We start from the raw sequence: 13,147 nt of genomic DNA on the forward strand, positions 1-13,147 counted from the left end.
ATGGCAACGCTTGAAATCCACGACCTGCACGTCTCCGTCGACGCGGAGAACGGCCCCCGCGAGATCCTCAAGGGTGTCGACCTGACCATCAAGCAGGGCGAGACCCACGCCGTCATGGGCCCCAACGGCTCCGGCAAGTCGACCCTGGCCTACTCCCTCGCCGGCCACCCGAAGTACACGGTCACCGGCGGCACCGTCACCCTCGACGGTGAGGACGTCCTGGAGATGTCGGTCGACGAGCGCGCCCGCGCCGGCGTCTTCCTCGCCATGCAGTACCCGGTCGAGGTCCCCGGCGTCTCGGTCTCCAACTTCCTGCGCACCTCCGCCACCGCCGTCCGCGGCGAGGCGCCCAAGCTGCGCACCTGGGTGAAGGAGGTCAAGTCCGCGATGGAGCAGCTCCAGATGGACCCGGCCTTCGCCGAGCGCAACGTCAACGAGGGCTTCTCCGGCGGTGAGAAGAAGCGCCACGAGATCCTCCAGCTGGAGCTCCTCAAGCCGAAGATCGCGATCCTCGACGAGACCGACTCCGGCCTCGACGTCGACGCCCTGCGCGTCGTCTCCGAGGGCGTCAACCGGGTCCGCGAGACCGGTGAGGTCGGCACCCTGCTGATCACCCACTACACGCGGATCCTCCGCTACATCAAGCCCGACTTCGTGCACGTCTTCGCGAACGGCCGCATCGCCGAGTCCGGTGGCGCCGAGCTCGCCGACCAGCTGGAGAACGAGGGCTACGACAAGTACGTGAAGGGGGGCGCGTCCGCGTGACTTCTGCCCATCAGGGGCTCTCCGGCCTCCTCGACACCGAGGCGATCCGCAAGGACTTCCCGCTCCTGGATCGCGTGGTCCACGACGGCAAGAAGATCGTGTACCTCGACTCCGCGGCGACCTCGCAGAAGCCGCGGCAGGTCCTCGACGCGCTCAACACGTACTACGAGCGCCACAACGCCAACGTCCACCGCGGCGTCTACACGGTCGCCGAGGAGGCCACGGCGCTGTACGAAGGCGCCCGTGACAAGGTCGCGGCCTTCATCAACGCCCCGAGCCGCGACGAGGTGATCTTCACCAAGAACGCCTCGGAGTCGCTGAACCTGGTGGCGAACATGCTGGGCTGGGCCGACGAGCCCTACCGCGTGGACCACGAGACCGAGATCGCCATCACGGAGATGGAGCACCACTCCAACATCGTGCCGTGGCAGCTGCTCTCGCAGCGCACGGGCGCGAAGCTGAAGTGGTTCGGCCTCACCGACGACGGCCGTCTCGACCTCTCGAACATCGAAGAGGTCATCACCGAGAAGACCAAGATCGTCTCGTTCACGCTGGTCTCGAACCTGCTGGGCACGGTGAACCCGGTCGAGACGATCATCCGTCGCGCCCAGGAGGTCGGTGCGCTCGTCTGCATCGACGCCTCCCAGGCGGCCCCGCACATGGTCCTGGACGTGCAGGCGCTCCAGGCCGACTTCGTGGCCTTCACCGGCCACAAGATGTGCGGCCCGACGGGCATCGGCGTCCTCTGGGGCCGCCAGGAGCTGCTCGAGGACCTGCCGCCCTTCCTGGGCGGCGGCGAGATGATCGAGACCGTCTCGATGCACTCCTCGACGTACGCCCCGGCCCCGCACAAGTTCGAGGCGGGTACGCCCCCGATCGCCCAGGCCGTCGGCCTCGGCGCAGCCGTGGACTACCTCTCGGCGATCGGTATGGAGAACATCGCGCGCCACGAGCACGCGATCACCGAGTACGCCGTCCGGCGCCTCCAGGAGGTTCCGGACCTGCGGATCATCGGCCCCACCACGGCCGAGGACCGCGGCGCGGCGATCTCCTTCACGCTCGGCGACATCCACCCGCACGACGTGGGCCAGGTCCTCGACGAGGAGGGCATCGCGGTCCGGGTCGGCCACCACTGCGCGCGGCCGGTCTGCCTGCGGTACGGAATTCCTGCGACCACGCGGGCGTCGTTCTATCTGTACTCCACCCCGGCCGAGGTCGACGCCCTGGTCGCCGGTCTGGAGCACGTACGGAACTTCTTCGGCTAGGGGACGGCTCGTGAAGCTGGATTCGATGTACCAGGACGTCATCCTGGACCACTACAAGCACCCGCACGGGCGCGGTCTTCGGGACGGCGACGCCGAGGTGCACCACGTCAACCCGACGTGCGGCGACGAGATCACGCTCCGCGTGAAGTACGACGGCTCGCGCATCGAGGACGTGTCGTACGAGGGACAGGGCTGCTCCATCAGCCAGGCCTCGGCGTCCGTCCTCAACGAGCTGCTCGTCGGCAAGGAGCTGGCGGACGCGCAGAAGATCCAGGGCACCTTCCTGGAGCTGATGCAGTCCAAGGGCCAGATCGAGCCCGACGACGCCATGGAGGAGATCCTGGAGGACGCGGTCGCGTTCGCCGGAGTCTCCAAGTACCCGGCCCGTGTGAAGTGCGCGCTGCTCAGCTGGATGGCGTGGAAGGACGCGACCGCCCAGGCCCTGGGCGACGCGGCGGAGAGGAAGTCGGCATGACCGAGAACGCCGAGGCCACGATGAAGCCGGCCTCCGAGGAAGAAGTCCGCGAGGCGCTGTACGACGTCGTCGACCCCGAGCTGGGCATCGACGTCGTCAACCTGGGCCTGATCTACGGCATCCACATCGACGACGCGAACATCGCGACGCTGGACATGACGCTGACGTCGGCGGCCTGTCCGCTGACCGACGTGATCGAGGACCAGGCGAAGTCCGCGACGGACGGCATCGTCAGCGAACTGAAGATCAACTGGGTCTGGATGCCCCCGTGGGGTCCGGACAAGATCACGGACGACGGCCGCGAGCAGCTGCGCGCGCTCGGCTTCAACGTCTGAGACACCACCGCGTGCGGGACGGCCGTGCCCTTCGGGGCACGGCCGTCCCGCATGTCCGGGGCCGGCTGCGGGCCGGCCGGCGGCACGGTCAGCCGAGCCCCGCGGCGCGGGCCAGCTCCGGCGCCAGGTTCTCCTTGCGGATGCGCTGGTCGACGTAGAGCAGCGCGGTGACCAGCGGCGGGAAGACGGAGACGACCGCCTGGCTCACCAGCTGGCCGATGATCAGCACCGTGAGGAGGACGACCATGGAGCCCACCACGGCGGCCGAGTCCTCGCCGGAGAAGTCGCTGAACGACAGCGGGGCCGAGGCCAGGGCCGACAGGAGCTGCTGGATCAGCATGCCGACCACGGAGGCCATGATCCCGGCGGCGAACAGGCAGCCGAACACCCGCCACCAGTCGCCGCGGACCAGGTGTGCCGAGCGGCGCATCGAGGCGACCGGGCCCTGGCCCTCCATCACGGCGGCCGCGGGGGCCAGGCTGAACCGCACCCAGATCCACAGGCCGAGCGGCAGGACCACCACGGCGGCGAGGAGCAGCAGCAGGGGGATCGTGAACGAGACGTCGGAGGCCGGCGCGCCGCTGTCCAGGTCCCCGAGGTCGGCGACGAGCGTGGCCACCATCGCGGCGAAGGCGCCGAAGAAGAGGATCATCGGGACCAGCAGCGCCGCGGTGGTCAGGAACACGGTCCCGAGCACGGCGGGCACCCGGGCCCAGGAACGGCGCCAGAGGGCACCGAAGGAGGTGGGCCGGCCGAGCACGGCCTCCTGGACCACGGCGGGGCAGGCCGCCGCCACCAGGGCGCTCGCGCCGACGAACACGACCATGGCGACCAGCCAGACGCAGACGAAGGCGATGATCAGCGGGCGGACGTCGTCCCAGCGCGGGTCCTGCCCCGCGGGCAGGTCGAACACGGCGGGGAAGCCGTCGCCGACGGCCAGGTACGCGACGCCGATCGCCGCCCCGACGACCAGCAGGGCGCCGAGGTAGGCGGCCGCACCCACCCCGAGGAGCTGCTTCCAGTAGCGGCCGAAGGTGGCGAAGGCGCCGGTCAGGATCGAGCTGAACGAGAGCGGCGCCAGGGGTATCACGCCGGGCTTCGGCGGCGGGGGCGGCGGCGGGTAGCCGTAGCCGTGGGGCGGCGGCGGCCCTGGGGGACCGTAGGGCGGCGGCCCTGGGGGAGTCGTCATGCGGGACACCGTATCGGGCAGTGTTGTGAACGCCCGTACGCATCACTGTGTACGCTTGTACGCATGGGTTACGGACTGCTCGCGGGCGCCATCGCGGCCGAGGTGCTCGCCACCACCTCCATGAAGTACAGCGAGGGCTTCAGCAAGCTCTGGCCCTCGCTCGTCACCGGCATCGGGTACGTGGTCGCCTTCGCACTCCTCGCGCAGGCGCTCAAGACGCTCCAGGTCGGCACCGCGTACGCCGTCTGGGCCGGCGTCGGCACCGCCGCCGTCGCCGCCATCGGCATCCTCTTCCTCGGCGAGACCCTCAGCCTCGCCAAGATCGCGGGGATCGCGCTCATCATCGCCGGGGTCGTCGTCCTCAACCTGGGCGGTGCCCACTGATGGCCCGCGCACGCCGCCACGATCCCGAACGGCGGGACCGGATCGTCGACGCGGCCCTCCGGGTCGCCGGACGCTCCGGGATCGCCGGGCTGAGCCACCGCACCGTGGCCGCCGAGGCGGACGTGCCGCTCGGCTCGACCACGTACCACTTCGCCTCCCTCGACGAACTCCTCGTCGCCGCCCTCCGCAAGGCCAACGAGGACTTCGCGCGGCTGCTCCGCGAGCACCCCGTCCTCAACGCGCCGGACACCGACACCGCCGCCGCGCTCGCCCGCCTCATGGGGGAGTGGATCAGCGGCGAACCCGCCCAGGTCGAGCTGGAGTACGAGCTCTACCTCGCCGCCCTGCGCCGCCCCGCACTCCGCCCCGTGGCCGCCGAGTGGGCCGAGACCGTGGTCCGCGCCCTCTCCCGCCGCACCGACCCGGTCACCGCACGCGCCCTGGTCGCCCTCGTGGACGGCATCTGCCTCCAGTCCCTGCTCACCGGCGAGCCCTACGACGAGGAGTACGCGCGCGTGATGCTGGCGCGGGTGCTGCGCCCGGCGTGAGCGGGCGCAGGAGCGAGAACCGGGCGACGGCCCGCCCCCGTCCTGAAGGAAGCACCGAGACGGGCCCTCCCGGGCTCGTCCGAACCGCCCATCCGCTCGACCGACACCTGAGACCGGTTGGCCCGCGCGGGGCCCCGCCGGTTAGGTTCTCCGTCATGACCACCACTGCTCCTCGCACCACCGGCGCCGTCGCCGCCGGCCTCGCCACCATCGCCGGCGACGGCACCGTTCTCGACACCTGGTTCCCCGCCCCCGAGCTGACCGAGGCGGCCGGCCCCGCCGGCACCGAGCGGCTCACCCCCGACGAGGCCGTCAACGCCCTCGGCGAGGGCGCCGCCAAGGCCCTCGGCGTGGACGCCCGCCGCGGCGTCGAGGTGGTCGCCGTCCGCACCGTCATCGCCTCGCTCGACGAGAAGCCGCTCGACGCCCACGACGCCTACCTGCGTCTGCACCTGCTCAGCCACCGGCTGGTCAAGCCGCACGGCCAGAGCCTGGACGGCGTCTTCGGCCTGCTCGCCAACGTCGCCTGGACCTCGCTCGGTCCGGTCGCCGTCGACGACATCGAGAAGGTCCGCCTCAACGCCCGCGCCGAGGGCCTGCACCTCGCCGTCACCAGCATCGACAAGTTCCCGCGGATGACCGACTACGTCGCGCCCGCCGGGGTCCGGATCGCCGACGCCGACCGCGTCCGCCTCGGCGCCCACCTCGCGGCCGGCACCACCGTCATGCACGAGGGCTTCGTCAACTTCAACGCCGGCACCCTCGGCACCTCCATGGTCGAGGGCCGGATCTCCGCCGGCGTCGTCGTCGGCGACGGCTCCGACATCGGCGGCGGCGCCTCCACCATGGGCACCCTGTCGGGCGGCGGCAACGTCGTCATCTCGATCGGCGAGCGCTGCCTCGTCGGCGCCGAGGCGGGCGTCGGCATCGCGCTCGGTGACGAGTGTGTCGTCGAGGCCGGTCTGTACGTCACCGCCGGCACCCGGGTCACCATGCCCGACGGCGAGATCGTGAAGGCCCGCGACCTCTCCGGCGCCTCGAACATCCTGTTCCGCCGCAACTCGGTCACCGGCGCCGTCGAGGCCCGCCCGAACAACGCGGTCTGGGGCGGGCTGAACGACATCCTCCACAGCCACAACTGATCCGGTGACTCTGCGTTAACAGAACGCAGAGTCACTGCACGCAGACGAGGCGAGGAGTCGACATGAGGACGCAGCCCATGGTCGCAGGAGTGCTCACGGCGGTGGCGGTGCTGCTGCCGGCCGGGACGGCGGCGGCGGACGAGACGCACACCCACAACGGTCCCACCGTCACCAACGGGCCGAGCCTCTCCCTCCACACGGGGCAGATCGACGACCCGCTGGAGGACGTCCTGGAGCACGCCGCCGTCCTCGGCCGGACCTACACGACCGACTCCGCCTGAAGCAGCGCCTCGTACAGACCGCGCAGCCCGTCGACCGACTCCCGGTCGGCGGGCTGCAGCGGTTCCCGCACCGGACCGCCGAGCAGGGCCTTCACGGCCACGGTGCCGGGCAGGCCCGCGGCCATCATCCGCTCGGCCAGCGGCAGCAGCCGGGCGTTGAGCCGGGCCGCCTCCGCCGTGTCCCCCGCGTCGAAGGCGTCGAGCACGGCGCGCAGCTGACGGGGCGCCACGTTCGCCACCGTGCTGACGTACCCCGCGCCGCCGAGCGCGTACAGCGGCAGGTTCAGCTCCTCGCACCCCGAGTAGTACGCGAGCCCGGTCTCCGCGATCAGCCGGGCCGAGCCCAGCAGGTCGTACGCGCAGTCCTTGACCGCCACGATCCGCGGGTGCCCGGCGAGCCGCCGCAGCGTCGCGGGCTCGACGCGGGTGCCCGTGCGGCCGGGGATGTCGTAGACCATCACCGGGAGGCGGGTGGCGTCCGCGACCTTCAGGAAGTGGGCCTCGACGCCCGCCTGCTGCGGGCGGCTGTAGTACGGCGTGACGACGAGCAGGCCGTCCGCGCCCGCCGCCTCGGCCCGCCCGGCGAGTTCCGCGGTGTGCCGGGTGTCGGCGGTGCCGACGCCCGCGACGACCGAGGGTCCGGGGCCGACGGCCTCCCGGACGGCGCGGACGAGGGCGGTCTTCTCGTCGTCGGTGGTGGTCGGCGACTCGCCCGTGGTGCCGTTCAGGACCAGCCCGTCGCAGCCGTCGCCGACGAGCCGGGCCGCCAGCTCGGCCGCCTCGTCGAGGTCGAGCTCACCGCCGGGGGTGAACGGGGTGATCATCGCGCAGAGCGCGCGGCCGAAGGGGCGTGCGGGGTGGGCTGCGGAAGGGCTCATCCTCGCAGTCTGAGCGGATCGCACGGTGAAGGTCCACTTAGATCTGCTTCGGTCGAAAGGTCACGGTCACTTAAACGTGCCGCCTCTGGCATGATCGACGGGCGCGACAGGAGGACAGGGAGAAACACACAGTGAGCTCACACCGCACGGACGGCGCTCGCGTCGCGCTCGTCACCGGCTCGTCCTCGGGCATCGGCGCCGCCGTCGCCCGCCGCCTCGCCGAGGCCGGATACCGCGTCGTGGTCAACTCGGCCCGCTCCGTCGAGGCGGGCGAACGCCTCGCCGCCGAACTGCCCGGCGCCGTCTACCTCCAGGCGGACGTCGCCGACGAGGCCCAGGCCACGGCCCTCGTCGAACGGGCCGTGGAGACCCTCGGCCGCCTCGACCTCCTCGTCAACTGCGCGGGCACCACCCGGTTCATCCCGCACGACGACCTCGAAGCCGCCTCGCCCGAGGTCTGGCGCCACCTCTACGACGTCAACGTCATCGGGGTCTGGCAGACCGTCACCGCCGCCGTCCCGCACCTGCGGAAGACCCGCGGCGCGATCGTCAACGTCTCCTCCCAGGCCGGCGTCCGGCCGGGCGGAAGCTCCATCCCGTACGCCGTCTCCAAGGCGGCCGTCAACCACCTGACGAAGCTCCTCGCCAAGACCCTCGGCCCCGACGTCCGGGTCAACGCGGTCGCCCCCGGCCTCATCGACACCCCGTGGTTCGACGGGGTGGACGGCGCCGACGCGGCCAAGGCCCACGTCGCCGAGGTCGTCCCGCTGCGCCGGGTCGGCCGCGCCGAGGACATCGCGGGAGCCGTCCACGACCTCGCCCACTCCTCGTACATCACCGGCGAGGTGCTCCTGGTGGACGGCGGCGGGCACCTGCTCGGCTAGGGCCTGTCGTCGGCGGACTCCTCGTCGGAGGCCTCGGCAGCCGGCGCCCCTGTGCTGAACCGTGAGAATGCGTGTTGAGCTTGCAGGAGTCCCCGGCGGGCGGTGGTCCTCCGTGATGCGGTCCCCCCCCACGCGGGCGGGGACCGCATCCCGTGATGGTGCGGGCTGGGGTGTGCGCTTCGCGCACTCTGCGCACTCCTCCCGCACGGCCATGTGCACTCTTCCGTTCCGACTGCCGGTGGGTTGCGACGCTCGACTCTCCACTCGCAACATCGGAGGAGTCCCCATGTCCCGTGTACTGCTTGTCATCTGGCTTGCCATCGCCGCGCTCCTCGCACTCCTTGCCGCAGCGGTCGTCGTCGCCTTGACGAGGGCGGACGGTCACTCGTGGCCTGCCGCCCTGCTGCGCGGCGGGGGCGCCTTCGCCGGCACGTTCACCGTGGCGATGGCGGTCATCGCGTTGTTCATGCCCCGTTGAGTACCGGGACGACCCACACGGTCGCGCATCTGTCGCCTCAAGGCCAGACCCGGCGGACGTCCAGCAAGGCACGGATGATGGCCGCAGCGGCCTTGGGTCCCCCGGCGTGGGCCGCCAACGGAGCAAGAGCCGCCAGGTCGGCCAGGAGATCGCTGCGGGACCTGCCGGCTCCCTCACACATGAGGAGTGTCCAGGAATCCACGCCCCGATAGCCGGGGGTGCTCGCTGCCACACGGGCGAGGCGGCCCAGCCACTCCACCCGGTCAGGCGTATCCTCCACCATCGCCGCGGCGCTCAGCCCCTCATCGAGAAGAGGGGTACGGAGGGCGGCAGGGGCGTTCTCGGCGATCGACGCGTAGGCGGCGGCACGGGTGACGGCGTTCCATGAGCTGTCAACGGCGTCGGTGAGCCGCTCAACGAGAGGTTCCGGCGGTCGGGTCCAGGGCAGCAGGAGCGCGGTCGTGACGACGTGGCCGTAGTCGGTCAGCCCGGGGCGTGTCAGTGCAGAGGCGGTGATCTCGTCCCGTACCGGCTGCTGCGCCGACGTGGGCAGGTGAGGCAGGAGCGCCGTGAGTACACGGATCCGCAGGCCCGTCGGGCTGAGCGCACGGGCCGCGGCGAGAGCGGCGTCGGCCTGTGCACTCTCCTGCCGGACCACATCGGCGAGCGCCGCCGAGACACTCTCGCCGGACGCGTACGTCAGGTCGGAGGTCCTGGTGATCAGCCGCAGGACCTGAGCACGTGCGAGGCGGGCGGCGCGGCGCGGCAGCACGGGCGCGACCGCAGCAAGGAAGACAGCGACCTCCACCGAGCTGTCAGCGGTGATCACCCACCTCAGGGCCTCGCGAGCGGCCCACAGTGCCCCTCTCGCCCGGGACAGGAACGTGCCTACGGACGACTGCTGCCATCGTCGCGGCATCTCCGGCGTCGCGTGCCGACCAGCCGCGAGGTAGGCCATCCCCTGCGCACTGACGGCGCCCGCCGGACAGCGCGCCAGAAGCCCCCGTGCCCGTGACAGCCGGCCGGGCGGCAGCGTGGGCAGGAGGGCCACGCAGGCGTCTGCCACGTCGGACAGCAGGGACGAGGAGTCCGAGTCGGTCTCTCGGCCCGGCAGATCGGCATCGCGCCCGATGCTCCACAGGATGTCCAGTGCGGCTGACGCCTCGTCGCCCAGGTGCGGACCAGCTCTCCGGAGGATGTCGCACGCCACCTCAGGGGCGCCCTTGCACAGCACGGCTGTCTGTTCTCGAATCAGGGTCGCGTAGGCGGCACGGTCGGCGGGTCGCAGATGCGGAAGGAAAGCGGCCACAACCAGCAGCACCTCCGCGAAGTCGCCATGCTGTTCCAGAAGCGCAGCGACACGGGGCAGGGCGTGATCGGGCATGCTCTGCGCCGCTTCCGCGACGACACCGCTTCTCACATCACCTTCGAGGAGCCCGCTCGCATGGGCGGCTTCGCTCCGGACCAGCAGGTCTTCTGCCCCTGCGGGGCCCGCAGCCACGGCGCTCCTGACAATGATGTCCAGGCTTCGCGCCTCCGCAGCAGTGGTGCCTTCGCGACGTCCCCACCATGCGGCCACACGGGGTACCAGATGCCGCAGGAGGTACAGCAGCCACGTCGGTGAGGTGTGGACAACCGCCCGGATGTGCGTGTTCAGATCCCCGAGGTGCCCTGGCCGGCCGCCGGGAGCGGGAGAGGAATATGGGAACACGTCCCGGTAGCGATCCGGAGCAGACGAGGCACATGCGACGGCTGCGACACGAACACACCGTGTCGGCAGGCCAGTGTCCACGGTGGCAACGACCGCCAGCGGCAGGAACTCCTCCTGGGACGAGCGGCCCGAGGACTCCAGCCACCAGCCGAGCAGCAGGCCGGCGATTCCTGCCGGCACCCACCGGCAGACAGCGGCACGGCGGATCATCGAGGCCGTCACCCGCTCCCCGACTGATGCCCCTGCACGCCGGGACACTCCGTGCCGAGCAAGCACGAACGCACGCAGGGTCGCGTGCGCGGCACCATCGGTATGCGCCAGGAGGGTGGTCAAGGCAGCAGCCGGAGCGGGGGCAGCGTCCGGTGCCGCCGCATCGAGCAGACCCGGCAGCACTGTCTCCTGGAGCCTCGGGGGCAGGACGGGGTAGAGCAGCGCAAGCGCCGTGTGTGCTTCGTCCTCGGTCAGGTCGGCGCCGCCGCAGACGAGGGAGAAGGCTTCGTTCGTGTGCTCCGGCTCGAGTTCGGAGACGAGCAGGAGCATGGCCGCGAGACGGTCACGGCCGGCCGTCGGCAGCAGGCGTTCCATGGCCGTGACCCGTTCCTGACGGGGCAGATGCGGCAGGGCGTCGAGGATGGCCTCGCGTCCACTGACCCTCGTCGGGTCACACTGGTCGACGGCGTACCGCACAGCCGCCGTCAATGCGTGGTCACCGGGCGAGTGCCGGACCAGTTCGGCCAGCCGGCGGGTCCGCACATGGGGATCGGTGATCTGCTCCGTTGCTGTCCTGGCCCGGTCCGCCGTCCAGATCCCGTTGTCCAGAAGGCGGGGCAGCAGCCCTGGAGGCAGACCGGAGGCCTGTCCGGGCAGCGACGCGAGCAGCAGGGCGTAGCGGACTCGGGCTGCCACGGCCGTCCTTTCCTGGTCAGGACGGGATGCTCGCAGCGCCGCGTTCAGGGTGTCCGGCAACGCGCGGCTCTGCCCCATGCGCTCCAGCCGGTCCAGGAGGGACATGCGCGGTCCCGCCGGTCCGTCGCACGTGAACCTCATCCATCGCACAAGTTCGCGGTGGTCGAGGTCGTTTCCCGCCAACCGTGCCCCCGACAGCGCTTCCAGCGTCGGGACGAGAGTGTCGCTGAGATCGTCGAACTCATTCATCGTCGCTGTCGAGGTCGTCGAGGTCGTCCGGGTCGCCGTGGCCGCGCCCGGCCGCGACGCGTCGAATGCTGTCCTTGACCATCCGCCGCTGGGTGTCACTCAGATCCACCTCGGACCACAGGAAGTCGAGGAAGGACTTGTGGTAGATGCGGTAGCGCTGGAGACCGGCATGGGTGTCGGCCTCGTTCAGGAACTCCCGCCAGATCCCGATCGCGCGACGTACGCGGTCCACGGGAAGGTCCCAGGTGTCTGCGATGACCTGGGCCGACGTCTCGTTCAGCACGCCGAAGGCTTCGATCACCGGACGGTGGAGTTCATCGAAGAGCACGGGATCCGCCGCCCGCATCGCGGCCCAGTGTCGCCTGTAGTACTCCCGCAGGCCCAACGGCAAGGTGTACACGTCATCGATCTCAGAGAGACCTCTACTGACGATCTCCGGCAGAACCCTGGTCGCGTAGAGGAAGTTGCCGTCGCTGCGGGCGAGGAAGGCGGCGGTGAAATCGACGCGTCGCTTCTCTGCGGAGCGCAGGAGGGGAGCCATGCGCTCCGCATGGCGTTCGACGAACCCGGTCACGTACAGGGAGAGATCGGCCAGATTGGCCTCGCTCCGGTCCTCGATCTCGATGTGACGGACGTTCTGCGCGTCCAGCTCGTAGACGTTGCGGCCCCGGGAGGTCACAACGATGTAGACGTCGTCCGGTAGTTGAGCAGGTAGGCAGAGCCGATTACTGCCTTGCGGCCTGTCGCTGTCCGACGCCTCGTCGATCGCATCCACGGCGATCACGACGGGTGCCTCCTGCCGGCGGGCCGCGTCGCTGAGCAGCCCCCGCAGGAACATGCTGTTCTGCCCGGCCCGAGGGGGCAGAACCGTGTGCTCGAGCTGATAGCGGATGATCACCTGTGCACAGACGTTGCGAAGGAAGTCCTCTGTCGTCGAGAAGCCGGAGACAGAGTTGAAATGGTGCAGCCACCCCCTCGTACGGACCAGGTGCGCCATGAGCGAAGACTTCCCGATGCCTGGCTCACCGGTGACCAGTACGTAGCCGGAACGGAACGCCGGGTCGGCGATCGCCCGATCCACGGCCTCCACGAATCCGCTCCTGCCGACGAAGTCCCGGGTGAGCAGTTCGATGCCGCAGGCGAACTCGGCGACCAGCAGATCATCCGCCAGGCCACTCGGCGGCCGGGCGAACTCCGCCCGCAGCGAGGGCTTCTGGACATCGGTAGTCCTCCCGCCCTCGGCGACATCCGACGCCTCTCGCTCGGAGGCACTCCACGCGGTTTCCTGCAGTCGCATCAGACGTTCGGTCCGCTCCGCGTCATCGTTGCAGAACGCTGCGGTGAAGGCTTCGACCGTCTTTCGGGCCGTGCGGCCAGTGGACAGCGGATCCAGTGCGCGAGTGACGGTGCGGCGGGAAAGATTGATCTTCGTGGCGAGCCCGTCGAACGTGAAGTCCCTGCGATAGCCCGTCTCCACGAGATCACGGAGCCGGCGGGCCAGCTCTTGCCCCGCATCCCCCCGGTCCGTCATCGCAGCCCCCTAGGACACCTTCCCCCGATGAGCCGGAGTCCCCTGCCCCGGGTGACCCCAGACCGTCGACCAGCCTGGGAGCACTGCCCTCTACGCTACGACAGCGGAACGCTTCGCCTCCCCGTT

The 13,147-nt window shown here is 70.6% G+C and carries 14 protein-coding genes; 10 read left to right on the forward strand and 4 right to left on the reverse strand.

Features of this window, described 5'->3' with window-relative positions:
- The 4 genes from sufC to ACY0MR_RS27505 are packed head-to-tail and all read left to right on the forward strand — an operon-like array spanning window position 1 to window position 2,840.
- Complete coding sequence (gene sufC / locus ACY0MR_RS27490) at window positions 1-765, forward strand: Fe-S cluster assembly ATPase SufC (protein WP_148004618.1); 765 nt, start codon at window positions 1-3, stop codon at window positions 763-765.
- Window positions 762-2,030, forward strand: coding sequence for a cysteine desulfurase (locus ACY0MR_RS27495; protein ID WP_030322528.1), 1,269 nt, complete (start codon window positions 762-764; stop codon window positions 2,028-2,030). Before sufC ends, ACY0MR_RS27495 begins: the two co-directional genes overlap by 4 nt.
- A gap of 10 nt (window positions 2,031-2,040) precedes the next feature.
- Window positions 2,041-2,505, forward strand: coding sequence for a Fe-S cluster assembly sulfur transfer protein SufU (sufU, locus tag ACY0MR_RS27500; RefSeq protein WP_030322530.1), 465 nt, complete (start codon window positions 2,041-2,043; stop codon window positions 2,503-2,505).
- Window positions 2,502-2,840: a metal-sulfur cluster assembly factor gene (locus ACY0MR_RS27505; protein ID WP_073917183.1), complete on the forward strand. Its 339-nt coding sequence runs from the start codon at window positions 2,502-2,504 to the stop codon at window positions 2,838-2,840. The genes sufU and ACY0MR_RS27505 overlap by 4 nt, the downstream gene beginning before the upstream one ends.
- Before the next feature lie 88 nt (window positions 2,841-2,928).
- On the opposite strand, the gene ACY0MR_RS27510 is transcribed toward ACY0MR_RS27505, so the two are convergent.
- Entirely contained in the window at window positions 2,929-4,029 is a 1,101-nt protein-coding gene (locus ACY0MR_RS27510) for a DUF7847 domain-containing protein (RefSeq protein WP_473555935.1), read from the reverse strand.
- 63 nt (window positions 4,030-4,092) lie between these two features.
- Between ACY0MR_RS27510 and ACY0MR_RS27515 the strand changes: the two genes are divergently transcribed.
- The 4 genes from ACY0MR_RS27515 to ACY0MR_RS27530 all read left to right on the forward strand — a co-directional run bounded on the left by ACY0MR_RS27515 (window position 4,093) and on the right by ACY0MR_RS27530 (window position 6,384).
- Entirely contained in the window at window positions 4,093-4,413 is a 321-nt protein-coding gene (locus ACY0MR_RS27515; RefSeq protein ID WP_388802593.1) for a DMT family transporter, read from the forward strand.
- The gene (locus ACY0MR_RS27520) at window positions 4,413-4,961 is read left to right on the forward strand and encodes a TetR/AcrR family transcriptional regulator (protein ID WP_388802596.1); all 549 of its coding nucleotides are present in this window, start codon (window positions 4,413-4,415) and stop codon (window positions 4,959-4,961) included. Before ACY0MR_RS27515 ends, ACY0MR_RS27520 begins: the two co-directional genes overlap by 1 nt.
- 155 nt (window positions 4,962-5,116) lie before the next feature.
- Window positions 5,117-6,103: a 2,3,4,5-tetrahydropyridine-2,6-dicarboxylate N-succinyltransferase gene (dapD, locus tag ACY0MR_RS27525; RefSeq protein WP_388802599.1), complete on the forward strand. Its 987-nt coding sequence runs from the start codon at window positions 5,117-5,119 to the stop codon at window positions 6,101-6,103.
- A 62-nt stretch (window positions 6,104-6,165) separates the two neighbouring features.
- Window positions 6,166-6,384 carry a hypothetical protein gene (locus tag ACY0MR_RS27530; protein ID WP_266964749.1) on the forward strand — a complete coding sequence of 73 codons (219 nt, stop codon included), beginning with the start codon at window positions 6,166-6,168 and terminating at the stop codon, window positions 6,382-6,384.
- Here the strand turns inward: ACY0MR_RS27530 and dapA are convergent.
- Complete coding sequence (gene dapA / locus ACY0MR_RS27535) at window positions 6,363-7,262, reverse strand: 4-hydroxy-tetrahydrodipicolinate synthase (RefSeq protein ID WP_473555939.1); 900 nt, start codon at window positions 7,260-7,262, stop codon at window positions 6,363-6,365. The genes ACY0MR_RS27530 and dapA overlap by 22 nt on opposite strands.
- 131 nt (window positions 7,263-7,393) lie before the next feature.
- Here dapA and ACY0MR_RS27540 point away from each other — a divergent pair, with 131 nt between their 5' ends.
- On the forward strand, window positions 7,394-8,146 hold the full coding sequence (locus ACY0MR_RS27540) for an SDR family NAD(P)-dependent oxidoreductase (RefSeq protein WP_473555942.1): 753 nt from the start codon (window positions 7,394-7,396) through the stop codon (window positions 8,144-8,146).
- Between the two features lie 286 nt (window positions 8,147-8,432).
- A complete protein-coding gene (locus tag ACY0MR_RS27545) occupies window positions 8,433-8,624 on the forward strand; it encodes a hypothetical protein (protein ID WP_404079819.1) in 192 nt (63 codons plus the stop codon).
- A 37-nt stretch (window positions 8,625-8,661) separates the two neighbouring features.
- Here ACY0MR_RS27545 and ACY0MR_RS27550 read toward each other — a convergent pair whose 3' ends face one another.
- Window positions 8,662-11,490, reverse strand: coding sequence for a hypothetical protein (locus ACY0MR_RS27550; RefSeq protein ID WP_473555944.1), 2,829 nt, complete (start codon window positions 11,488-11,490; stop codon window positions 8,662-8,664).
- Complete coding sequence (locus ACY0MR_RS27555; RefSeq protein WP_473555946.1) at window positions 11,483-13,021, reverse strand: ATP-binding protein; 1,539 nt, start codon at window positions 13,019-13,021, stop codon at window positions 11,483-11,485. Before ACY0MR_RS27555 ends, ACY0MR_RS27550 begins: the two co-directional genes overlap by 8 nt.
- Between the last annotated feature and the right edge of the window lie 126 nt (window positions 13,022-13,147).

The sequence above is a fragment of the Streptomyces sp. JN8 genome (assembly GCF_055808075.1).